At 60.3% G+C, this 22434-nt stretch carries 22 protein-coding genes; 14 read left to right on the top strand and 8 right to left on the bottom strand.

Going from position 1 to position 22434, the window contains the following annotated elements; translation table 11 throughout:
* Window positions 1-56: 56 nt before the first annotated feature.
* The 6 genes from ribBA to glyA all read right to left on the bottom strand — a co-directional run bounded on the left by ribBA (window position 57) and on the right by glyA (window position 5832).
* Entirely contained in the window at window positions 57-1166 is a 1110-nt protein-coding gene (gene ribBA, locus AAHA41_RS00800) for a bifunctional 3,4-dihydroxy-2-butanone-4-phosphate synthase/GTP cyclohydrolase II (RefSeq protein WP_043850107.1), read from the bottom strand.
* Between the two features lie 147 nt (window positions 1167-1313).
* Window positions 1314-1967 carry a riboflavin synthase gene (locus AAHA41_RS00795; protein ID WP_323068519.1) on the bottom strand — a complete coding sequence of 218 codons (654 nt, stop codon included), beginning with the start codon at window positions 1965-1967 and terminating at the stop codon, window positions 1314-1316.
* Window positions 1968-2022: 55 nt separating this feature from the next.
* Window positions 2023-3132 carry a bifunctional diaminohydroxyphosphoribosylaminopyrimidine deaminase/5-amino-6-(5-phosphoribosylamino)uracil reductase RibD gene (gene ribD / locus AAHA41_RS00790; RefSeq protein ID WP_323068518.1) on the bottom strand — a complete coding sequence of 370 codons (1110 nt, stop codon included), beginning with the start codon at window positions 3130-3132 and terminating at the stop codon, window positions 2023-2025.
* Between the two features lie 304 nt (window positions 3133-3436).
* Window positions 3437-3886, bottom strand: coding sequence for a transcriptional regulator NrdR (gene nrdR / locus AAHA41_RS00785; RefSeq protein ID WP_033114135.1), 450 nt, complete (start codon window positions 3884-3886; stop codon window positions 3437-3439).
* Between the two features lie 136 nt (window positions 3887-4022).
* On the bottom strand, window positions 4023-4499 hold the full coding sequence (locus AAHA41_RS00780; protein WP_203977379.1) for a hypothetical protein: 477 nt from the start codon (window positions 4497-4499) through the stop codon (window positions 4023-4025).
* Between the two features lie 79 nt (window positions 4500-4578).
* Window positions 4579-5832: a serine hydroxymethyltransferase gene (gene glyA, locus AAHA41_RS00775; RefSeq protein ID WP_040068624.1), complete on the bottom strand. Its 1254-nt coding sequence runs from the start codon at window positions 5830-5832 to the stop codon at window positions 4579-4581.
* Between the two features lie 324 nt (window positions 5833-6156).
* On the opposite strand from glyA, the gene AAHA41_RS00770 reads away from it, so the two are divergent.
* The 5 genes from AAHA41_RS00770 to AAHA41_RS00750 all read left to right on the top strand — a co-directional run bounded on the left by AAHA41_RS00770 (window position 6157) and on the right by AAHA41_RS00750 (window position 10645).
* The gene (locus AAHA41_RS00770) at window positions 6157-6453 is read left to right on the top strand and encodes a hypothetical protein (protein ID WP_124241348.1); all 297 of its coding nucleotides are present in this window, start codon (window positions 6157-6159) and stop codon (window positions 6451-6453) included.
* Window positions 6454-6480: 27 nt separating this feature from the next.
* Window positions 6481-6879 carry a GFA family protein gene (locus AAHA41_RS00765; RefSeq protein ID WP_323068516.1) on the top strand — a complete coding sequence of 133 codons (399 nt, stop codon included), beginning with the start codon at window positions 6481-6483 and terminating at the stop codon, window positions 6877-6879.
* A 135-nt stretch (window positions 6880-7014) separates the two neighbouring features.
* Window positions 7015-7680 (top strand): molecular chaperone TorD, encoded by a 666-nt coding sequence (gene torD, locus AAHA41_RS00760; protein ID WP_208736904.1) that lies wholly within the window; start codon window positions 7015-7017, stop codon window positions 7678-7680.
* Between the two features lie 4 nt (window positions 7681-7684).
* Window positions 7685-8053: a hypothetical protein gene (locus AAHA41_RS00755; RefSeq protein ID WP_043850102.1), complete on the top strand. Its 369-nt coding sequence runs from the start codon at window positions 7685-7687 to the stop codon at window positions 8051-8053.
* Between the two features lie 147 nt (window positions 8054-8200).
* Window positions 8201-10645: an EAL domain-containing protein gene (locus tag AAHA41_RS00750; RefSeq protein ID WP_104015586.1), complete on the top strand. Its 2445-nt coding sequence runs from the start codon at window positions 8201-8203 to the stop codon at window positions 10643-10645.
* Between the two features lie 57 nt (window positions 10646-10702).
* Here the strand turns inward: AAHA41_RS00750 and AAHA41_RS00745 are convergent, their stop codons facing one another.
* Window positions 10703-10981: a hypothetical protein gene (locus tag AAHA41_RS00745; RefSeq protein ID WP_323068513.1), complete on the bottom strand. Its 279-nt coding sequence runs from the start codon at window positions 10979-10981 to the stop codon at window positions 10703-10705.
* Between the two features lie 170 nt (window positions 10982-11151).
* Between AAHA41_RS00745 and acs the strand changes: the two genes are divergently transcribed.
* From acs to AAHA41_RS00710, 7 genes are all read left to right on the top strand, one after another.
* Window positions 11152-13098 (top strand): acetate--CoA ligase, encoded by a 1947-nt coding sequence (acs, locus tag AAHA41_RS00740; RefSeq protein ID WP_043850099.1) that lies wholly within the window; start codon window positions 11152-11154, stop codon window positions 13096-13098.
* 286 nt (window positions 13099-13384) lie between these two features.
* On the top strand, window positions 13385-13834 hold the full coding sequence (aroQ, locus tag AAHA41_RS00735; RefSeq protein WP_323068512.1) for a type II 3-dehydroquinate dehydratase: 450 nt from the start codon (window positions 13385-13387) through the stop codon (window positions 13832-13834).
* A 36-nt stretch (window positions 13835-13870) separates the two neighbouring features.
* Entirely contained in the window at window positions 13871-14329 is a 459-nt protein-coding gene (accB, locus tag AAHA41_RS00730; protein ID WP_033114124.1) for an acetyl-CoA carboxylase biotin carboxyl carrier protein, read from the top strand.
* A 15-nt stretch (window positions 14330-14344) separates the two neighbouring features.
* Window positions 14345-15685 carry an acetyl-CoA carboxylase biotin carboxylase subunit gene (gene accC / locus AAHA41_RS00725; protein WP_033114123.1) on the top strand — a complete coding sequence of 447 codons (1341 nt, stop codon included), beginning with the start codon at window positions 14345-14347 and terminating at the stop codon, window positions 15683-15685.
* 163 nt (window positions 15686-15848) lie between these two features.
* Complete coding sequence (locus tag AAHA41_RS00720; protein ID WP_043850098.1) at window positions 15849-16112, top strand: DUF997 family protein; 264 nt, start codon at window positions 15849-15851, stop codon at window positions 16110-16112.
* Window positions 16102-17553, top strand: a complete 1452-nt coding sequence (gene panF, locus AAHA41_RS00715; RefSeq protein ID WP_043850097.1) for a sodium/pantothenate symporter — start codon at window positions 16102-16104, stop codon at window positions 17551-17553. Before AAHA41_RS00720 ends, panF begins: the two co-directional genes overlap by 11 nt.
* 95 nt (window positions 17554-17648) lie before the next feature.
* Window positions 17649-19076 carry a PTS transporter subunit EIIC gene (locus AAHA41_RS00710; protein WP_041207944.1) on the top strand — a complete coding sequence of 476 codons (1428 nt, stop codon included), beginning with the start codon at window positions 17649-17651 and terminating at the stop codon, window positions 19074-19076.
* Window positions 19077-19080: 4 nt separating this feature from the next.
* Here the strand turns inward: AAHA41_RS00710 and AAHA41_RS00705 are convergent, their stop codons facing one another.
* Window positions 19081-19953, bottom strand: coding sequence for a LysR family transcriptional regulator (locus AAHA41_RS00705; RefSeq protein ID WP_323068510.1), 873 nt, complete (start codon window positions 19951-19953; stop codon window positions 19081-19083).
* 100 nt (window positions 19954-20053) lie between these two features.
* Between AAHA41_RS00705 and AAHA41_RS00700 the strand changes: the two genes are divergently transcribed.
* A complete protein-coding gene (locus tag AAHA41_RS00700) occupies window positions 20054-21070 on the top strand; it encodes a zinc-binding alcohol dehydrogenase family protein (protein WP_323068509.1) in 1017 nt (338 codons plus the stop codon).
* 477 nt (window positions 21071-21547) lie between these two features.
* Window positions 21548-22426: a 50S ribosomal protein L11 methyltransferase gene (gene prmA / locus AAHA41_RS00695; protein WP_041207941.1), complete on the top strand. Its 879-nt coding sequence runs from the start codon at window positions 21548-21550 to the stop codon at window positions 22424-22426.
* Window positions 22427-22434: the final 8 nt, after the last annotated feature.

The raw sequence follows: 22434 nt of genomic DNA, 5'->3' as shown, positions 1-22434 counted from the left end.
TACTCCACGGCTTGCCGAGGACGGATAGCGCCCTCTGCAAGCCGCAGCAATGGCTGTTATTCGCCTATGTATTCAACCACTTCCAGACCAAAACCGCCGAGGGCATGGTACTTCTTCGGCGAGCTCAACAGGCGCATCTTGCTTACGCCAAGGGCCTTGAGGATCTGGGAGCCAACCCCCACCCGGCGTGAAGTCCCCTGCCACTTGGCTCCTTCCGGCGCCAACCCCTTGTCGGCGGCTTCAAAACCCTTGACCCGGGCCAGCAGCTCGGCGCCATGGGCTTCCGCCCCCAAAATCACCAGCACCCCGCCCTCGTCGGCGATACGGGCCATGGACTTGGGCAGCGGCCAGCTGCGGGCGGCGTGGCGATCGGTCAGCAGCAGATCGCTCAGCACATCGTGCAGATGGACGCGAACCAGGGTCGGCTGGTCGGCCTGTACCTCACCCTTTTTCAGGGCGAAGTGCACCTGATTGTCGATGGTGTCGCGGAAGGTGATGAGGTCGAACTCGCCAAATTCGGTGGGCAGCTTGCACTCGGCCACCTTCTCGACCGTGGTCTCGTGCTGGTTGCGGTACTCGATAAGGTCGGCGATGGTGCCAAGCTTGATGCCGTGCTCCTCGGCGAAGATCTCCAGGTCAGGACGGCGCGCCATGGTGCCATCTTCGTTGAGGATCTCGACGATGACGGCGGCAGGCTCGAAACCGGCCAGACGGGCCAGATCGCAGCCCGCTTCGGTGTGGCCGGCACGGGTCAGCACGCCGCCATCCTGCGCCATCAGCGGGAAGATGTGGCCCGGCTGCACCAGATCGGCCGCCTTGGCATTGGCCGCCACAGCGGCCTGCACGGTCACGGCCCGATCCGCGGCGGAGATACCTGTGGTCACCCCTTCAGCCGCCTCGATGGAGACGGTAAAGGCGGTGGAGAACTGGGCATTGTTGCGATCCACCATCAGCGGCAGCGCCAATTGCTTGCAGCGATCCCGGGTCAGAGTCAGGCAGATGAGGCCACGGCCGTAGCGGGCCATGAAGTTGATATCCTCCGGACGGACGCAGGAGGCGGCCATGATGAGGTCCCCTTCATTCTCCCTGTCTTCGTCATCCATCAGGATCACCATCTTGCCAGCCTTGATGTCGGCAATGATTTCCTGGGTTGTGCTCAGCGCCATGGGCTACTCCATCTGTCTATTTGGGGATTGAGCCCGCAGGCTCAACGGGAATGCGAGATATGCTGCTCTAGATTGGGGCGCATGGCCCCATTTCAATCTGAGCGGGATCACAGAAAATCGTTTTGGTCGGGGCCAACACCCCGACCATCAGAGAAAACCGGCCTTGGCCAGCTTGTCCAGAGTCAGGGTGGAGGCGCTGCTCTCCTGACTATTGCCCATCATCAACCGCTCCAGATAACGGGCGATCTGATCGACCTCGAGGTTGACCTTGTGACCCGGCTTCCAGCTGGCGATGGTGGTCTCCTGCGCGGTGTGGGGCACGATCGTCAGGCGAAACAGGTCGCCCTGCACCGCGTTGACGGTGAGGCTGATGCCATCCACCGCAATGGAACCTTTCTCGGCGATGTAGCGGGAGAGCTCGCCCGGCGCCTTGATCCAGTACTCGATGGCGCGGCCGCTGCTGGAGACGCTTTTCACTTCCCCTACCCCGTCCACATGGCCGGAGACCAGATGGCCGCCGAGACGGGAGGTGGGCATCAGCGCCTTCTCGAGGTTGACCCGATCGCCCACTCTGGCGGCGGCAAAGCCGGTACGGGAGAGGGTTTCCAGCGACACATCGGCGGTATAGCTCTTGTCGCCTAGCGCCACCACGGTGAGGCAGACGCCGTTGGTTGCGATGGAGTCGCCCAGCTTGACGTCGCTAAAATCCAGGCCCGGGGCGTGGACGGTGAGGGCCATGTCCTCCCCCTGACGACGCAGTTCGGCCAGGGTCCCCACCGCTTCGATAATTCCGGTAAACATGCAGATCACCTTGCTGATGACGGGGGCAGCGGATGCCCCCTTGAACATTGAAAGATCAAGCTATTTTGGCGGTAATGCGAATATCCGGCCCCACCATGCGCACATCCTTGATGGCGAGCTTGGGCGCCTGGAACAGCCGGGTCAGGCCGGGCAGATGGAACAAACCGCGCCCCTCATCGCCCATCAGTTTGGGCGCCTGATAGAGCACCAGCTCATCCACCAGCCCTTTTTCCAGCAGAGCGCCGCACAGCCGCGGCCCCGCCTCGACCAGTACCGAGTTGACGTTCTGCTTGGCCAGCAGCATGAAGAGGCTGACCAGATCCAGCTTGCCATCCAGCAGCGGCAGCTCCAGCTGCTGCACCCACGCGGGCCACTCGCCGGACGCCTTGTGACGGGCCAGCAGCACCGGGCTCTCGCTCTGGAACAGCGGCAAGTCGGGAGTGAGCCGGTTTTGCGAATCGACGATGACCCGCAGCGGCTGGCGCAGGGTCTCCTTGGGATAGCACGCCTTGACCGAGGGGGGCAGCTCGTCCCAGCGCACGGTCAGAGAGGCGCCATCGGCCAGCACGGTTTCGGCGCTGGAGAGCACCGCATCGTGGCGGGCCCGCAGTCGCTGCACGTCACGGCGCGCATCCGGGGAGGTGATCCACTGGCTCTCGCCGCTCGCCATGGCGGTGCGGCCATCGAGACTGGCCCCCAGCTTGACGGTCACTCGCGGGAAGGCGGTACGCATCCGCTTGAAAAAGCCCGGGTTGAGCGCCTCGGCTTCGCTCGCCAGCAAGCCGAAATCGGTCTTGATGCCCGCTTCAGAGAGCATCCGCAGGCCACGTCCACCCACCTGGGGATTGGGATCGACCATGGCCGCCACCACCCGGGCCACGCCGGCGTTGATCAGCGCTTCGGCGCAGGGAGGAGTTCGGCCGTGGTGGGAGCAGGGTTCGAGAGTCACATAGGCGGTGGCGCCACGGGCGTTGTCACCGGCGGCGCGCAGGGCGTAGACCTCGGCATGGGGCTCACCCGCCTTCTGATGCCACCCTTCGCCAACCACCACGCCATCTTTCACCAGCACGGCGCCGACGCAGGGGTTGGGGGCCGTGGTGTAACGGCCGCGGCGGGCCAGCTCGAGGGCCCGACTCATCCATTGGTAATCATCTTGACTAAACATCCGGGCTCCTGTTTCCAGCAACGTATCCCGTGTGGTGCAGCAATCTGATGAGTTGCGTTCTTTTATCTCTTGCCGCTCACCAGCTTATCGCCAACAACATCGGGCAGATCGGCCATGGCATTTCCCGCCATGGCGGCAGGCGCCGACCCGCAGGTTGCGGTCGCACGCCCTCAAATTTTTTCACCGGCGAAACAATGCTGAGCTTGGATGTTTCACTGGCGTAACAGTCCATTTGCCAGCCGGTAGCCAGCGTGGCGGCCCCGGCCGGTCATGCCCCCTCCGATCCGGGAGGGGTTCGCAGCCGTTACTTCTCCAGCTTGGCAATCTCTTCGCCAAACTCGCGGATATCTTCAAAGCTGCGATAGACGGAGGCAAAGCGGATATAGGCCACCTTGTCCAATCCCTTGAGCTCGTCCATCACCAGATTGCCCACCAGCTGAGAGGCAACTTCCCGCTCGCCGGTGGCGCGCAGGCGTGACTTGATGTGGTTGACCGCCTTTTCGATGGCCTCCATGCTCACCGGACGCTTCTCCAGCGCCCGCAGGATACCGGCCCGCAGCTTGTCCTCGTTGAACGGCTCGCGCGAACCGTTGGACTTGATGACCCGCGGCATCACCAGCTCGGCCATCTCGAAGGTGGTAAAACGCTCGTGACAGAGCAGGCATTCGCGACGGCGGCGCACCTGATGGCCTTCGGCCACCAGACGGGAATCGATCACCTTGGTATCAACGGCACTACAGAAAGGGCAATGCATCTGACCTCCGGCGTTAACAAAACGGGGCACCCGCCAACAGGTGCGGGTGTTAGGTCGGCCAGTGTAGCACGGCCATCCAACCGCGGTAAAAAGCGCAAAAGCGTGATTTTTCCAGTCGTTATCGCCAGGGGGCAGCTCAGTCGTCATAAGGCAGGCTATCGGGATCACAATCCTGATAATCGGGAGCGGGATCGACCACAAACCGCACCGCATCGATATGGCTGTGGCCCAGCAGCAACGCCTTGCCGATCCGGTGCATGCCATCCATCACCCGACCGGCGCTGTCGAGAATGATCGGATAGGCGAGATCCGCCGCCATGATGAGCTGGCAGTGCTCGACCACGCTGCGCACCGTGGGGGTGGCGCTGCCATGACCGTACCAGTGATCGCGGTCGAGCTCGGCAATCTCGCTCAACGCCACTGCCTGCTGCGGCAGATCACGGCTCAGTCGCACCAGCCGCCGTACATCCCATGCCAGCAACCCCTGCTCACTGGCACGGAAGTGATACTGGGCGCGGATTGCCAGCCGAAGCTGCGCCTCCAGCGCCTTGTCCCGCTCTGCGCAGGAGTATGCCTCTTCGCTCTGCATCTTCTCTTCGCAGTTCAATCTCATCCCTCCCCTGTTGCCCAACGCCATAAAAAACAATGCCACCCGAGGGTGGCATTGGTCTCAAACCGGATGGTCTGACTTATCAGCCATAAACCGGGAAGCGGCGGCAGATATCCAGCACCTTCTCGCGTACGGTGGCCAGCACGGCATCGTTGTCGTGGTTGTCCAGTACGTCGCAGATCCAGTGGGTCAGCTCGATGGACTCGGCTTCCTTGAAACCGCGGCGGGTGATGGCCGGGGTACCGATCCGCACACCGGAGGTGACGAACGGGGAGCGCGGGTCATTGGGCACTGAGTTCTTGTTGACGGTGATGTTGGCTTTGCCCAGCGCAGCGTCAGCATCCTTACCGGTCAGCTCGCGACCGATCAGATCAACCAGCATCAGGTGGTTGTCGGTACCGCCGGAGACGATCTTGTAACCGCGCTCGATGAAGGTAGCGGCCATCGCCTTGGCGTTTTTCACGACCTGAGCCTGATAGGTCTTGAACTCGGGCTCCAGCGCCTCTTTGAAGGCAACGGCTTTACCGGCAATGACGTGCATCAGCGGGCCACCCTGACCACCCGGGAAGACGGCGGAGTTGAGCTTCTTGTAGAGCTCCTCGTCGTCAGCGGCGGAGAGGATCAGACCACCGCGCGGACCGGCCAGGGTCTTGTGGGTGGTGGAGGTGACCACGTGAGCGTGGGGCACCGGGTTCGGGTAGACGCCAGCGGCGATCAGACCAGCCACGTGGGCCATGTCGACGAACAGGTAGGCACCTACCTTGTCGGCGATTTCACGCATGCGGGCCCAGTCAACGATGCCGGAGTAGGCGGAGAAGCCACCGATCATCATCTTCGGCTTGTGCTCGACAGCCTGACGCTCCATGTCGTCGTAGTCGATCTTGCCGGACTCATCGATACCGTAAGGAATGATGTTGTACAGCTTGCCGGAGAAGTTGACCGGGGAGCCGTGGGTCAGGTGACCGCCGTGGGCCAGGTTCATGCCCAGCACGGTGTCGCCCGGCTGCAGCAGGGCCATGTAGACGGCGCTGTTGGCCTGGGAGCCGGAGTGCGGCTGCACGTTGGCGTAGGTGGCACCGAACAGCTCTTTGGCGCGCTCGATAGCCAGGGTTTCAACCACATCCACATACTCGCAACCACCGTAGTAACGCTTGGAGGGGTAACCTTCGGCGTACTTGTTGGTCAGCTGGGAGCCCTGGGCTTCCATGACACGGGGGCTGGTGTAGTTCTCGGACGCAATCAGCTCGATATGCTCTTCCTGACGACGGGTTTCGTCTGTGATGGCCTGCCACAATTGCGGATCATAATTGGCGATGGTCATGTCACGTTTCAACATCCGTTTCTCTCCTGAAAATCGTTTGCGCGATAGGTGAAGTGGGCCCGCGCATTGTAACGTGAGCTGGATCAAAGAGACAGTCCAACCACCTAAAAAAATGTTGAATTTATGTTGTAAAAATCAGGAGGACCAGCCCGCTCCGGCCTGCAATTGTGACTCAAAAAGTCTCATTCAACCCTGCTCTTTGACTGGGCAAAACCCGAAGGGGATCACAACGATCCCGTTAGCCTTCCGGTAACATCTTCATTCGAAACAAATTTCATCATGATGGAGCTGATTGCAGCCATGCATCCGAGGGGCTGCACCTAACCGGAGGAATTGAAGATGGACCATCTGCTCACCTTTCTGATCCTGGCGATCTTTTTTCTGTTTTACTGGGTCTACTACACCAGCCAGCGCAAGCATATCCCCACCAGCGCGTGGGAGGAGCTCCCGACAAAGATGGAGTATCTGGCGATCCACCCGGAGGCGGTCGATGGCGACATCATCTTCTGTCACCACTGCGGCCATCACGAATTGATGGAAGTGGGGCTGGTACATCTGGCAGATTATCGCCGCGAATGGGTCTGCGCCAAGTGCAAGCAGGTGCTCTTTCGCGATGACGATCCCCACTCTCTCTGATGTGCCAAATGGCACAAGGAACAGATAATGAAACAGTTACACGCCAGCTGCCTCTGTGGAGCCATTCACCTCACCCTGCCTGACCAGTTCGACTACATGGGCAACTGCCACTGCTCGGAGTGCCGCAAGTTTTCCGGCTCCGACTATGCCTCCGTCGGCGGACTGGATGGCAGCAAGGTCACCGTCACACAGGGCGAGGAGGCGCTGACCCGCTACCGCAAATCGGCCGAAACCACCCTCGCCTTCTGCCGCAATTGCGGATCCAGCCTTTTTAGCGAAAAGCAGAACAGCGGCAAGATCAACTTGCGGCTGGGGATCCTCGACGATGTGCCGACCCAGAGCCCCAACTTCCACATTTTTGTCGGCTCCAAAGCGCCCTGGCATCAGATTGGCGATGATTGTCCGCAGTTCGAGACCCGCCCCTGAACAGAACCGCCAGCCTGCACCCTCTGTGCCCGGCTGGCTGGAGTCACCGAAACCACCCCATGAAGTTTCCTTTATTTTTAAAGTCGTTAGAATCGGGGGCCATCAAGGCTCCCGATTGCCATCCACGGAGGAAAAATGCAGGACTTTATGGCTACCAGCGAACGCCGGGCCGAACTCTACTGGTGGTTCTCCACCCTGTTCGCCGCTGAACTCAGTGATGAGCAGATCGCCGAATATGACACCTATGATGTGCGAAGCTTCCTGAAAAGCCTCTCGACCCTGGATCCGATGCGCGAAGCCGTGGCCGAACTCAATGATGCCATCGCCCGCCTGCTGGTGCGCCCGGCTCGCCAACAGGAACTCGCCGCCGACTTCGCCGGGCTGTTTCTGGTGGATCCCAAGCTGGGTGCCCTGCCCTACGAGTCTCTCTACCGCAGTGATGCCAAGCTGCTGATGCAGGCCCCGATGGCCGAGATGCAGGCCCGCCTCGATCGCCTCGGCATCAATGTCAGCGACAAATACAAAGAGCCTGCCGACCATCTCGCCATCGAGCTGGATCTGATGGGCAATCTCATCATCCGTGCGGCAGAAGCAAAGAGTGCAGCCGAGCGGGAAAACTGGCTCGACGAACAGGAAGCGCTGCTGCACGGCCACCTGCTGGGCTGGTTCGACAAGTTCGAGACGGCCTGTCGCGCCGCCGACCAGTTTGGCTTTTACGGCGCCAGTGCCCGTCTGCTGGGGGTATTTCTCAAGATGGATGCCAACTACCTGACTCTGGTCAAGCCGGCCCAGGCCAGCTAAGCCGATGAAAACAGCCCTGCTTCTCATTGCATGCTGGCTGTTGGCCCTGATCCCGCAGGATCAGGGCATTACCCCTCTCGTGGCCCTGCTGTTCAATCCGGATCGCGACCTCTACGGTACTGCCCAGCTCACCGGCTTTGCCGGCATCCTGCTGACCCTCTACCTCTCCAACCTCGGCGTCGAAGTGGTGCTGCGCCGCCGCTTCCAGATCGCCGGCATGCTGGCCCTGCTGGCCGCCTGGATTGACTTCATCCAGAGCAGCGGCAGCAGTGCCCACTGGCTGCAACTCTATGCGCTGGCCCTGCCTTTCCACCTGCTAGGCTGGCTGGTGTTTGTGCGCGGCGTTCAGGCCTTTGGCCGCCAGAAGGGATAAGCCTTTTCTTTCAATAACCTGCCTCTATTTCTATCAATCCCCTTGCACATTGTATGGCTACAACTATCTCGCCTGGCTCCCCGTCAGAGAGTTCGTGCCATACTCAAAGACGATGTTAATGACAGATAAGTCAATGCCGGGGCCATCATGGACAGAAAACCTCTCAGCAACGATACCGATGCTCTCATGACACAGCTCTCCGATCACTCGGTACTGGAACAGCTCATGGGCACTGCGCCGCTGGGCATCGGCGTGTTCGATCGGGAGTTCCGCTATCGCAAGGTCAATCAGGTGCTGGCCGACATCAATGGCAAAACCATCGAGGAGCATCAGGGCAAACACCTGCGGGAGGTTGTTCCGAAACTGGCACCGACTCTGGAACCCATGTTTCAGCAGATCATGCGCAGCGGCATTCCCTACGTCGATATCGCCATTACCGGCCAGACTGCAGCCCACGACAGCAACTATCGTCGCTGGCAGGCCACCTACAGCCCTATGCGCGATGAGCAAGGAGAGCTGAGCGGCATTCTCGCCATTGTGCGTGACATCACCGAGCAGTATGAAACCGAGCAGCGGCTGCAACTGGCGATGCGAGCAGCCCAGATAGGGGTGTGGGAGTGGCATGTAGAGGAAGATCGCATGCTGTTTGAAGGTCAGATTGAGACTCTGCTCGGTATTCCGGCCAACCGCTTTCGCGGGGGCTTGCAGACATTTGTCGACTGCTTTGAACCTGAATCTGCACGCCAGCTCAAGTCGGCCCTGCTGGGGCGGGAGCCCATCCACCTCACCCTGAGTTATCTCAACCCCCAGCAAGAGCGTCACTGGGTCGATATTCATGCCGACCATGTGCCCGCCACCGAGTCGGTCGGTCAGCGAGTAATGGGCGTGATCCACAATGCCACAGCCCGTCGTCGCCAGGAGGAGCGGCTTCATCAGGCCAACGTGGTGTTCGATACCACGGCTGAAGGGATCATCATCCTCGACAGCGAACAGCGTATCATCTCGGTCAATCCGGCTTTTACCATGCTGACCCAGTACGATGCAGAGGAAGTCACAGGACGAACGCCAGACATCATCATGCACCCAAGGCGCTACATGGAGCATGACTATCCCTGGCATAACCTGCGTCCCGGCAACCACGCCTGGCATGGCGAGATGGTCTGCCTGCGCAAGGATGGCAGCTACTTCTCCTCCTGGCAGCAGATCAGCGCCGTCTATGACAGTTTCAACAACACGACGCATTATGTGATTGCTCTCTCCGACATCAGCGCTATCCGCAAGGTAGAGGCCGAACTGAACCACCTTGCCTATCACGATACGCTGACCGAACTTGGCAACCGCCATCTGTTGCAAGAGCGGCTGGCCCTTGAACTCAAAACAGCGCAACTCAATCACACTCGCCTCGGGCTGCTTTTCATCGATCTTGATGGCTTCAAGCTGATCAACGATAGCCTGGGCCATGGGGTCGGCGATCAACTGCTCAAGCGGCTGGCCGAACGGATCAACGGCTGCCTGCAGCAAAACGATCTGGCCACCCGACTGGGGGGCGATGAATTTCTGGTACTCATTCCCTATCTGGAACATCCCGACGAGCTGTCTGCTCTGGCCAATACGCTGCTCGCCGTGCTGCGAGAGCCGGTAGAGCTGGACCATGAGCTGGTCGCCATTTCGGCCAGTATCGGCATTGCCATGTATCCGGATCATGCCGAAACCCCGGAAAATCTGGTCAGTGCGGCAGATAGCGCCATGTATGAAGCCAAAAGCCAGGGGCGCAACGGTTATCAGTTTTACACCCCGAGCATGGCGGCGCGGGCCCGTGAACGGATGCAGATTGAACAGGGGTTGCTCAAGGCGATGGAGCTGGAACAGCTCTGTATCTTCTATCAACCCATGACCGACCTGAACGATGGTCACCTGAGTGGTCTGGAGGCCCTGCTACGCTGGCAACACCCGAATGAAGGGATGATCAACCCGGCCCGTTTTATTCCGGTTGCCGAGGAGTGCGGCCTCATCGAAAAAATTGGCGAGTGGGTGATGCGCCATGCCTGCGAGCAAGGCCAGGCTTGGTTGGCCGCCGGCCTGCCCGTCCCCCGGATGTCGGTCAACGTATCAGTGCGGGAGATGCGCTCGCCCGGCTATGTGGAACGGGTAGCTGCCATTCTGAGCGAAACGGGTTTTCCGCCACAGCGTCTGGAGATCGAGGTGACGGAGAGCATTATCCAACGGGTCGAACAGAGTCTGGATCTCTTTACCCGCCTGAAAAGTCTCGGCGTGCAGATTGCCATCGACGACTTTGGTACAGGCTTCTCGTCACTGAGTTTGCTGAAAACCCTACCCATCGATCGCATCAAGATCGATCGCGCTTTCGTACAGGCCTTGCCGGAGGACAAAAATAGCCGGGAACTCTGCCGCACCATCATCAATTTGGCCGACAGCCTGGATATGGAGGTCACCGCCGAGGGGATTGAGACGCGGGCCCAGTATACCTTCCTGCAATCACTCAACTGCGGCGAGGGACAGGGTTATCTGTTCAGCAAACCGCTACACGTCAACCATATGGGAGATCACCTGCATCAGCGCATGCACTCATAGTGGCAGACAGTCATTATCACCACCCGGTTGGCATCCGCCTCCTGGCTGCCAACCGGATTACCACTCAATCTGCAAGCGGGATTCCCAACCATCATCACGGTCATTGAGCATGCGTGTCAGCGGTGATTCGCCAGCATAACGGGGGGCAGGTTCACTGAAGGTGAGTCTGGTGCCGGGATCTTTGGCCTGCCATACATGGCCAAACTGATCGGCCACCCGATCCCGCAGCGCAGGTGAAGCCTCCTGATGGGTGATCTCGAACTCTTTCAGAGGTTCGCCAGCAGGAACTGGCGTATCAAACTGCCAAAGGGATGCACAGAGCAACAGGGAAAACATGACGACCTCCAATTAATCAGCATGCCCCTTTTTACCGACGCGTCGATTAATTGTCATCGACTTCCCTGTAACCAAATATTGCCGTCTATCCAAAAGTCTAATTGCCCCCACCCGCCAAAGGTATAAGTTGTTACTTAATCATTAAAAGAATGTATTCAAAGGAGTGAGTGATGAGCGAGAGCAAGGTCTACCCGGTCAAACCCCATATCAGCAACAGCGCCCTGCTCGACAAGGGCGACTATGCCGCCATGTATCAGGCCTCCGTCGAGGATCCCGATACCTTCTGGGGTGAGCAGGGCAAAATCCTCGACTGGATAAAACCCTACACCAGGGTCAAAAACACCTCCTACGATCCGGGCCATGTCTCCATCAAATGGTTTGAAGATGGCCAGCTCAACGTCTCCGCCAACTGCCTCGATCGCCACTTGGCAGAGCGTGGCGACAAGGTCGCCATCATCTGGGAAGGGGACAATCCGGCCGAAGATCGCAAACTCACCTACCGCGAGCTGCACGCCGAAGTGTGCAAGTTTGCCAACGTCTTGAAAGCCCAAGGGGTCCATCGCGGTGACGTGGTCTGCCTCTATATGCCCATGGTGCCCGAGGCCGCCATCGCCATGCTGGCCTGTACCCGTATCGGCGCGGTGCACAGTATCGTCTTTGGCGGCTTCTCGCCGGAAGCGCTGGCCGGCCGCATCATCGACTCGGGCTCTCGCATCGTCATCACCGCTGACGAAGGGCTGCGCGGTGGTCGCGCCGTACCGCTCAAGAAGAATGTGGACGAAGCACTTACCAACCCGGATACCCAGGTCAGCAAGGTGATCGTGCTCAAACGCACCGGTGGCAATGTTGCCTGGCACAACCATCGCGATGTGTGGTGGCACGAAGCGACCGCCGCCGTCAGCAGTGACTGCCCGCCGGAGGCGATGAACGCCGAAGATCCGCTCTTTATCCTCTATACCTCCGGCTCAACTGGCAAACCCAAAGGGGTGCTGCACACCACCGGCGGTTATTTGGTCTATGCCACCCTCACCTTCAAATATGTATTCGACTACCACGAAGAGGACATCTACTGGTGTACCGCAGATGTGGGCTGGGTCACCGGTCACTCCTATCTGGTCTACGGGCCGCTTGCCAACGGTGCCACCACCATCATGTTCGAAGGGGTGCCCAACTACCCGGCCACCAACCGCATGAGTCAGGTGGTGGACAAACACCAGGTCACCATTCTCTATACTGCCCCCACCGCCATCCGCGCCCTGATGGCCAAAGGCACCGAGGCAGTGACCGGCACCTCGCGCCAGAGCCTGCGCATCATGGGCTCGGTGGGTGAGCCCATCAACCCGGAAGCCTGGGAGTGGTACTACCGCACCATAGGCGATGAGCGCTGCCCCATCGTCGATACCTGGTGGCAGACCGAAACCGGCGGCATCCTGATCACCCCGCTACCCGGTGTGACCGACCTCAAGCCGGGTTCAGCCACCAAGCCGTTCTTCGGCGTACAGCCGGCGCTGCTCGACAATATGGGCGAGCCGCTGGAGGGAGCCACTGAGGGCAATCTGGTGATCACCGACTCCTGGCCGGGTCAGATGCGCACCGTGTTCGGTGATCACGAACGGTTCGAGCAGACCTACTTCTCCACCTTCCCCGGCCGCTACTTCACTGGCGACGGTGCCCGTCGCGATGCCGATGGCTACTACTGGATCACCGGACGGGTGGATGATGTACTGAACGTCTCCGGCCACCGCATGGGTACCGCCGAAATCGAATCGGCGCTGGTGGCCCATCCCAAGATCGCCGAAGCGGCGGTGGTGGGGGTGCCGCACGAGATCAAGGGTCAGGGTATCTATGCCTACGTCACCCTGATTGCCGGCGAGGAGCCGAGCCGCGAGCTGCATAAAGAGGTGAAGGAGTGGGTTCGCAAGGAGATCGGCGCCATCGCCACGCCAGATGTGATCCACTGGGCCGAGGGACTGCCGAAAACCCGTTCTGGCAAGATCATGCGGCGAATTTTGCGCAAGATCGCCACCGGCGAGACCGACAGTCTGGGGGATATCTCCACCCTGGCGGATCCGGGAGTGGTGGACAAGTTGATCCGCGAGAAGTCGGAAGCGGCCTGATCCCTCTGCCAACTCACTTGCAAAGCCGGCCTTGTGCCGGCTTTGTTGTTTTCGGAACGGTGCAAACAGCCTGCGTCACCGGAACCTCGCTCCCGGGGCTAGAGAGCTCAATAAATAGGCAGATGTAGAGATTAGACCAGTAAAATGCTGCTAATTTTCACGAAATCAATATAATTGCGAAATCTGTGTGCCAGGGCACACCGATTTGCGCAGAAAATGGCTAGATTTCTGGTAGTCCACAAGATAGCTGATAGATAGCAGCATTATCATCGAGGATGTACTCAATATGTCGCAAAATCACCGCATTCTCCTGCTCAACGGACCGAATCTGAATCTGCTGGGCAAGCGGGAACCGGGTATCTACGGCAGCAAGACGCTTGATGAGATCGTCGCCGATCTGACGCTCAACGCCAGCGAATTCGGTGTAACTCTGGAACATCTGCAATCCAACGCCGAACACGAATTGATCAGCCGCATCCATCAGGCCATGGGCCAAGTGGATTTTATCATCATCAATCCAGCCGCCTTCACCCACACCAGCGTCGCCATCCGCGATGCACTGCTGGGTGTCGCCATCCCCTTTATCGAAGTGCACCTGTCAAACGTCCATGCCAGGGAGCCGTTCCGTCATCACTCCTATCTGTCTGATGTCGCCAAAGGGGTCATTTGTGGTCTGGGGGCCGATGGCTACCAATTCGCTTTAACCGCGGCCGTGCGCCATCTGCGCGCGGCTTGATAATCACTGATCAGATAAAGAAGAAAGAGAATGCTAATGGATATCCGCAAAATCAAGAAGCTGATTGAACTGGTTGAAGAGTCCGGCATCGCCGAACTGGAGATCTCCGAAGGTGAAGAGTCCGTTCGCATCAGCCGCAACTTCGCAGGTCAGGTTACTGCCGCACCGCAGATGATCATGCCGCAGGCTGCTGCTCCGGTTGCCGCCCCTGTTGCTGCAGCTCCGGCTGCCGCTGCACCGGCCGCAGATGCCACCCCGAGCGGTCACCTGATGCGTTCCCCGATGGTCGGCTCCTTCTACCGCTCCTCCAGCCCGGATGCCAAGCCGTTCGCGGAAGTGGGCCAGCAAGTCAATGTCGGCGACACCCTGTGCATCGTCGAAGCCATGAAAATGATGAACCAAATCGAGTCTGACAAGGCCGGTGTGATCAAAGCGATCCTGGTTGAAAATGGTCAGGCCGTCGAATTCGACGAGCCGCTGTTCATCATCGAATAAGGGATATCGCCACCCATGTTGGATAAAGTAGTCATCGCCAACCGCGGTGAAATTGCCCTGCGGATCCTGCGCGCCTGTAAAGAGCTCGGGATCAAGACAGTGGCCGTTCACTCCACCGCCGACCGGGAGCTCATCCATGTGCTGCTGGCCGACGAATCCATCTGTATCGGCAAGCCGGCCAGTACCGACTCCTACCTCAACGTGCCGGCGATCATCGCTGCGGCCGAGGTAACCGGTGCCGTTGCCATCCACCCGGGTTACGGCTTCCTCTCCGAGAACGCCGACTTCGCCGACATGGTCGAGAAGTCCGGTTTCGTCTTCATCGGCCCGCGCGCCGAGACCATTCGCCTGATGGGTGACAAGGTCTCCGCCATCGAGGCGATGAAGAAGGCTGGCGTACCTTGCGTACCGGGCTCTGACGGCCCCGTCGACAACGACGCCAAACGCAATGCAGCCATTGCCAAGCGCATCGGCTATCCGGTGATCATCAAGGCCGCCGGGGGCGGTGGTGGTCGCGGCATGCGCGTAGTGCGCAACGAAGCGGAACTGGCGGGCGCCATCGCGCTGACCAAATCCGAAGCAGGCCAGTTCTTCAAGAACGACATGGTCTACATGGAGAAGTACCTGGAGAATCCGCGCCACATCGAGATCCAGGTGCTGGCTGACGGTCAGGGCAATGCCATCTATCTGGGCGAGCGCGACTGCTCCATGCAGCGACGTCACCAGAAAGTGGTGGAAGAGGCTCCGGCTCCGGGCATCACCGCCGAGATGCGCAAGTTCATCGGTGAGCGCTGCGTACGCGCCTGTATCGAGATCGGCTACCGCGGTGCTGGCACCTTCGAGTTCCTCTACGAAAACGGCGAGTTCTACTTCATCGAGATGAACACCCGTATTCAGGTGGAACATCCGGTTACCGAGATGGTCACTGGTGTCGATCTGATCAAGGAGCAGCTGCGCATCGCCGCTGGCCAGCCCCTGTCGATCACCCAGCAGGATATCCGCATCCATGGCCACGCCATCGAGTGCCGGATCAACGCCGAAGACCCGGCTACTTTCATGCCCTCTCCGGGCCTGATCAAGAGCTTCCACGTTCCGGGTGGTCTGGGCGTGCGTTGGGACTCCCACATCTATGCCGGTTACAAGGTTCCGCCCCACTACGATTCGATGATCGGCAAGCTGATCTGCTACGGCGAGAATCGTGACATCGCCATCGCCCGCATGCGCCATGCGCTGGACGAACTGGTGGTCGAGGGCATCAAGACCAACGTGCCGCTGCAAAAAGAGATCATGAAAGACGAAAACTTCCAGCACGGTGGTACCAATATCCACTACCTGCACAAGAAGCTGGGTCTGTAAGATCTCGCAGGCAGAACAATCACTTCCGGCCGGATAGCAGCCCGCTGCTTATCCGCAATCCAACCGGGAGGCGGCTTCGCAAGAAGCCTCTGCTGAAAAAGGGCCATGGCGACATGGCCCTTTTTTGTTATCCTTGCGCCCCTCAAATTTGTCGGAGGCCAAGGTGAACCGTTTCGCTCTCGCCCGCCGGGAAGCTGCTTTTTGTCTGCTGCTGACCCTGCTCTACTTCTTTGCCTGGTATGGCACCGCCTATTTCATCCCAGTCCATCTGGAGCTGTGGGACATCCCGCTCTGGTTCCTGCTCAGCTGCATGGTGATGCCACTTATCTTCATCATCCTCTGCGCCCTGATGGTCAATCGCCTCTTCGTGGATATCCCGCTCGATACCCACGCCAGCCCGCAGAAGGAGCCCACCCGTGAATCTTGAGTTGATGCTGCCGCTCTTCATCTATCTGGTGCTGGTGCTGGGGGTCGGTTTCTGGGCCAGCCGCCACCGCGCCGGCGGCAACTTCGTGCAGGAGTACTTCATCGGCAACCGCAGCATGGGTGGGCTGGTGCTGGCGATGACGCTGGTGGCGACCTACACCTCGGCTTCCTCGTTCATCGGCGGGCCGGGCGCGGCCTACAAAATCGGTCTGGGCTGGGTGTTGCTGGCGATGATCCAGCTGCCCACCGTCTGGCTGACCCTGGGGGTACTGGGCAAGAAGTTCGCCATCATCGCCCGCCGGGTCAATGCGGTGACCATCAACGACATGCTGTGGGCCCGCTACCGGAGCAAGGCGGTGGTGGTGCTGGGTTCGGTCACCATCATCCTCGCCTTTATCGCCACCATGGTGGTGCAGTTTATCGGTGGCGCCCGTCTGCTGGAGACCGCAACCGGCCTCTCCTACCAGCAGGGGCTGATGCTGTTTGCCAGCTGCGTGCTGCTCTACACCATCATCGGCGGTTTTCGCGCCGTGGTGATGACCGATGCCCTGCAGGGGATCATCATGCTGATCGGCACCGGCGCGTTGCTGGCGGGGATTCTGGTCGCAGGTGACGGCCTGCCAAACCTTATCCACCAGCTCAAGGTGATCGATCCCAAACTGGTGAGCCCGCAGGGGGCCGGCGACATGTTGACCCAGCCCTTCATGCTGAGTTTCTGGATCCTGGTCTGTGTCGGAGTGGTGGGGTTGCCCCACTCGGCGCTGCGCTGCTTTGGCTATCGCGACAGCAAGGCGCTCCATCGCGGCATCCTGATCGGTACTGTGGTGAGTGCCCTGCTGATGTTCGGCATGCATCTGGCCGGCGCTCTGGGGCGCGCCATCCTGCCCGGCATGGACAGTCCGGACAAGATCATGCCCTCTCTGATGATGGAAGTGCTGCCTCCCTGGCTGGCCGGGGTTTTTCTGGCGGCACCGATGGCGGCCATCATGTCTACCATCGACTCCCAACTGATCCAGGCCTCCGCCACTCTGGTGAAGGATCTCTACCTCAACTACCTCAGCCCGAAACAAGAGAAGCTGGAGGTGCGCATCCCGCGCCTCTCCCTGCTCTGTACCCTGATCCTCGGCACCCTGGTGCTGCTCGCGGCACTACAGCCGCCAGAGATGATCATCTGGCTCAACCTGCTCGCCTTCGGTGGCTTGCAGGCTGTATTCCTCTGGCCGCTGGTGCTCGGCCTCTACTGGTCGCGGGCCAACGGCCCCGGCGCACTGGCCAGCATGGTCAGCGGCATCGTCAGCTACGGGGTTCTGAGTCAGTGGGAGATCAAGCTGGCCGGCCTGCACGCCATCGTGCCGAGCCTCGCGCTGGCACTGGTGATTTTCGTGGTGGTCAGCCTGTTCACCGCCGCCCCCACGAGGGAAGTTCGGGCCCTTTTCGAGTAGCAATAACAAAAAGATAAATAAAGGGTTCCAAAACTATCCCCAAATGGGTGGTTTCCGGTTAAACTGTGCGCCAAGTCACAAAAGATTGCCGCAGTATGCCCGTTAAAGCCACTCGACAACTGATTACCCACTCCCTGCAGCGGCTCGGTTATGCCTTGCTGCTGCCGGTCTCTATCCTGCCGATGGCGGCCCTCATCTATCGGCTGGGGCAGCCGGATGTACTGGATCTGGCGGTGCTCTCCCTCACCGGGCAGGCGATCTTCAGCCAGATGCCGCTCATCTATGCAGTAGCTATCGCCTTTGGCCTGAGTCGACAAGAGCTGGGCGGGCAAACGCTGGCGGGTGCGGTCAACTTTCTGCTGCTCAGCACAGCGTTCAACACGCTGGCCCCCAACCTGCACGCCGATATGATCTGCGGTCTGCTGGCGGGGCTGACCACCGCGATTGTCTACCCCTGGGTGCATCAGCAAAAGCTGCCCGGCTGGCTGCAGATGGCCAGAGGGGAGTTTCCCAGCGTGCTGGCTTCGGCGCTGGTCTGCCTGCTGCTCGCAGTTCCCCTCTCGCTACTCTGGCCACCGCTGGAGCGCGGCTTGACCCTGCTCACCTCGGATCTGCTCACCACCCCCTTCGGCGCCTTCTGTTTTGGCACCCTCAACCGCCTGCTCATTCCGCTCGGCCTGCATCAGGTGCTGGGCAGCGTGGTGGGGCTTGGCGAGAGCAACCTGCAGGCACTGGCTGCCGCCCAGCCGTTGCACGAGGGGTATATGGCTGGCCTCTACCCCATCATCATGTTTGGCCTGCCGGGCGCCTGCTTCGCCATCTGGCTGCACCGCCAGCGGATGCAACGGCTGCCACAGGGGGGCTTGCTGCTTACTCTGGCGCTCACCTCGGCGCTGGTGGGGATCACCGAACCCATCGAATTTCTGTTCGCCTTTACCGCCCCCTGGCTGTTTCTGGCTCACGCCCTGATGACGGGGCTCTCGCTCGCCGTTTGCAGCGCGCTCGGCATCAAGGTGGGCAGCTACTTCTCCGCCGGCCTGCTGGATCTGGTATTGAGCTATCAGGCGGGAGAGCACAGTTTCTGGATCATTCCGGTCGGTATCCTGTTCTTCGTCGCCTACACCCTGCTCTTTTATCAGCTGCTGGAGCGCGCCCCCCTCAGCATGCCGAGCAAGCCCATCGCCAAGGAGCACCCGCGCCTTGCGAGCGTGGTACCCACCGACCCGCAGATGCTGGCGATCCAGTACCTCAAGGTATTGGGCGGCATGGACAACCTGCAGGCGATGAGCGTCTGCCTGACCCGTCTCAGCCTGCGAGTGCGCGACATCAGCCGGGTCGATCAATCCCGTCTGCTGGAGCTGGGCTGCCTCTCCTGGATCGTGCTCAACGACCACCAGCTGGTACTGGTTCTGGGCCCCAGCGCAGGGCTTATCGAGGGGCAGATCCGCATGCTGGCAGAGCGCCAATCGGTGCCGCTCGGTCTCAAGCCCAATCAGGAGTCGGCCAGCCAGAGCAGCTGGTAACAACTCAGGCAAATGGCAGCCGTTCGGCCACAAAGTCCATCAGGGTTCGCAAGGCGGGAGCGAGATGCTCCCGGCTCGGATAGATGAGATAGAAGGGGTTGGGCGGCACTGCGAGCTCCGGCAGCACCTTCTGCAATCGGCCACTCGCCAGATCCCCCTCGCAGACATGATGGGGCAGCAAGGCAATCCCCCCTTCGTTGATCGCCAACTCCCGCAACGCCAGCAGGCTGTTGCTGATGCAGGCTCCCTGCGGCCGCCAGCCTCCCTCATGCAGCGGCCAGAGCGGCAGCGCCGAATGCACCAGACAGGCGTATCGTCCCAGATCGCTCAATTGCTGCGGCATGCCGTGAGCCGCCAGATAGGCGGGTGCCGCCACCAGATGGCGCGGCACCTGACCGATACGCCGGCAGATCAGGCTGGAGTCTTTCAGCGGCGCTGCCCTCAGCGCCAGATCGTAACCCTCGCCCACCAGATCAAGCTGCTCATCGCTCAGGGTAAGCTCCAGTACCACCTCGGGGTAAAGCGCACGAAACTCGGCCAGGATCCGGCCAAGCAGCAGGGTACCGGTCGCCTCGGGGGCGGTGATCCGCACCCGACCTGCCGGGGCCGAGCGCAACCTTGCCATCGCCAGATTGGCGCTGCGAGCCAGCGTCAGCAGCCCCTGACAATGCTCCACATAGACCTCCCCCTGCGGGGTCAGGCTCAACCTGCGGGTGGTGCGCTGCAGCAGCCGCACGCCGAGCTGAGCTTCGAGTCGCGAGATCTTCTGGCTCACCGACGATTTCGGCATCCCCATCAGCTCGGCAGCCCGGGTAAAGCTCCCCTGCTCCACCACGGTGGCAAACAGTCCCATCAACTCCAGATCGACATTGTTCATATATTCAAACAGTCTTTACCAATTACCCATCTTAATCAGGATAATTAACCAGACTAGAGTGAGTGGCAATCCCGAACACACCGATTTGAAAGGAACAACCATGAAAGCCATTGCCCTGACTCAATATCTGCCGAGCGACCATCCCGACTGCTTTATCGCTGCCGAGCTGCCCGACCCCACGCCGGGCCCGCGGGACCTGCTGGTGCGGGTCACCGCCACCTCCATCAATCCGGTCGACACCAAGGTGCGCGCCCCCAAGGCCAAGGTCGAAAATAGCCCGCGCGTGCTGGGTTGGGATGCGGTCGGTGAAGTGATCGCCACCGGCAGCGAAGTAACCCTGTTCAAGGCCGGCGACCGGGTCTGGTATGCCGGCGACATCAGCCGCCCCGGCAGCAACAGCGCCCTGCAACTGGTGGATGAGCGCATCGCCGCCCTCGCCCCCACCAGTCTGAGCGACGTGGAGGCAGCCGCTCTGCCGCTCACCGCCATCACCGCTTGGGAGACCCTGTTCGACCGCTTTGGCCTCACCCGCGAGAGCCGTGGCAAGCTGCTGATCATCGGTGGAGCTGGCGGGGTGGGCTCCATCGCCATCCAACTCGCCCGCCAGCTCACCGGCATGGAGGTGATTGCTACCGCTTCCCGCCCCGAAACCCGTGAGTGGTGCCTCGAGATGGGCGCCCATCAGGTCGTGAACCATCACAAGCTACAGGAGGAGTTGACCGCCCTTGGCATTACTCAGGTCGATGCCATCTTCTGCACCAATGCCACCGCCGAGCACTGGGCCACCATGGCGGGGTTGATCCGCCCGTTTGGCCATATCTGCACCATCGCCGAGTCCAAAGAGCCCTGGGATCTCTCCCTGCTCAAGAGCAAGAGCGTCACCTTCAGCCAGGAGTTCATGTTCACCCGATCCCTGTTCCAGACCCCGGACATGATCGAACAGCACAAGCTGCTGACACAGGTTGCCAATCTGGTTGATCAGGGCGTACTGAAGAGCACCCTGACCAAAACCCTGCCGGCCCTGACCCCGACCTCACTGGCACAGGCCCATGCCGAGGTAGAGGCGGGTCGCATGGTGGGCAAGCTGGTGATCGACATGAGCGGCTTCTCCCGCTAATCCCTTGTGGGTAATTGCTGCACCATCATGGTGTGAACTCACCAGTGCCACGCCCCAACAGGGGACGCAGCAACCAGAGAGCCAGACAGTCACCACGCTGAACCACCATAAAAACCCCATAAAAGAGGGCCATCCCGCCGGGATGGCCCTAAATACCTGAACATTGGGGTAACAATCACACACATATCCTTCAGCAGGACATCAAACTTTTGCAGCTGGCGTGCCAACTATGCCGGTTGCCTTGCAACTTCCCATCTTTGAGCCAAAAAAATGCCACCTGACGGTGGCTATGAAAAATGACGGAACTTGAGCAAAGCGTTCAGCGAAAACCGGTCGTCTTCGCCTGCATAGTGCAATACAGGAACCGTGCCAATCCGGCAAAAGCCCCCATATCCCTCCACGTCATGGGCAAACCACGACAGCACACGCCCATGATGATAGAATCGCGCGGTTTCACATTTATGAAGAGTCGACGCCATGCCCTGGATACAAATTCGAATCAACGCCACTGCCAAGACCGCAGACAAGGTGAGCAACATGCTGCTGGGGCGTGGTGCCCAGGCGGTGACCTTTATGGATGCCAAGGATGTGCCCGTCTATGAACCCATGCCCGGTGAAACCCCGCTCTGGGGCGAGACCGAAGTAATGGGTCTGTTCGATGCCGAAACCGATCCGGCCCCCACCATCGCCTTCTTCCAGCAGATCTTCGGCGAAAACGTCGGCTACAAGGTCGAACAGCTGGAAGACAAGGATTGGGTGCGCGAGTGGATGGATCACTTCCACCCCATGCAGTTTGGCGAACGCCTCTGGATCTGCCCGAGCTGGCGCGATGTGCCGAACCCCGATGCGGTCAACGTGATGCTGGATCCGGGTCTGGCCTTCGGTACCGGTACCCACCCCACCACCGCTCTCTGCCTGCAGTGGCTGGACGGGCTGGATCTGGCCGGTAAAACCGTGGTCGACTTTGGCTGCGGCTCCGGCATCCTCGGCATTGCCGCCCTGAAACTGGGTGCCGCCCGCGTTATCGGTATCGACATCGACCCGCAAGCGATTCAGGCCAGCCGCGACAACGCCGCACGCAACGGCGTCGCTGACCAGATTGAACTCTATCTGCCGGCCGACCAGCCACAAGACGTCGAAGCGGACGTGGTAGTCGCCAACATTCTGGCCGGCCCGCTGCGCGAACTGGCACCGCTGATCGCCGGCCACGGCAAAGCGGGCAGCCTGATGGCCCTCTCCGGCGTGCTGGAAAGTCAGGCTCCGGAGCTGGAAACCATCTACGGCCAGTGGTTCGAGATGGACCCGACCGCCGTCAAGGAGGAGTGGTGCCGCCTCTCCGGCCGCAAGCACGGCTAAGCGTCAGC

The organism is Aeromonas sp. SER (genome assembly GCF_038739615.1).
Taxonomy (GTDB): Bacteria; Pseudomonadota; Gammaproteobacteria; order Enterobacterales; family Aeromonadaceae; genus Aeromonas; species Aeromonas jandaei.
The sequence above is the reverse complement of the archived record's forward strand: the minus strand, read 5'-3'. Positions and strand labels throughout refer to the sequence as shown.